The organism is Rhizorhapis sp. SPR117, from assembly GCF_021742065.1.
In genome coordinates, this window is the sequence record NZ_JAKKIE010000211.1 from 1 (window position 1) to 844 (window position 844).

The window sequence follows — 844 nt, forward strand, 5'->3', positions numbered from 1 at the left end:
CTAAGGCGTGTGGACATTTAAGGGATTCCTTTTTCCGCGCGGATCGGATTCAAGACTGGCGAAGGGAGCGCCATCTTGGATCGACACGGATTAAGCGACGAGCAGTGGGAGCGGGTTCGCCCCGTGCTTCCCGGTAAAGTTGGGGACCGAGGCCGTTCGGCTGCGGACAATCGTAGATTTCTCGAAGCGGTTTTGTGGGTTGCTGGGACCGGAGCGCCATGGAGAGATTTGCCGGAGAGCTTCGGCAACTGGAACTCCTGTTTCCGTCGTTTTCGTCGGTGGGCGGTGAAAGGGGTCTTCGACCTTCTGTTTGAGCAATTATCGGGCGACCGTGATTTTGAATACGCCATGATCGACGGCACGATCGTCCGGGTCCACCAGCAGGGCACCGGCGCAAGGGGGGGACTCACCGTCAGGCGATCGGACGGTCGCGCGGCGGTCTAACCACGAAGATCGTGGCGCTGGTAGATGCGCTGGGAAACTTGGCCCGTTTCGTTCTGCTTCCGGGCCAAAGCCACGACCTCGTCGGGGTGAAACCGCTGATCCAGGACGTCGAATTCGATATGTTCCTCGGCGACAAGGCGTTCGACGCTGATTGGTTGCGTACCGAACTGAACGAAAGGGGCGCTGTAGTGGTGATCCCTCCCAAATCGAACCGGAAGCAAAAAATCGACTGCGACTTCCATGCCTATCGCTGGAGGCACCTCGTCGAGAACTTCTTCTGTAGCCTCAAAACATTCCGGCGCATCGCTACCCGATACGAGAAAACTGATCAGAGCTACCGCGCCATGATCAACCTTGCGGCCCTGAAGATCGCTATGCGCTAAATGTCCACACGCCTTAG

1 pseudogene is annotated in these 844 nt (G+C 57.8%); it reads left to right on the forward strand.

Annotated features, from left to right (window positions below):
* Nucleotides 1-123: 123 nt before the first annotated feature.
* Nucleotides 124-761: pseudogene (locus L3X40_RS22015) on the forward strand (IS5 family transposase); the annotation flags it as partial.
* Nucleotides 762-844: the final 83 nt, after the last annotated feature.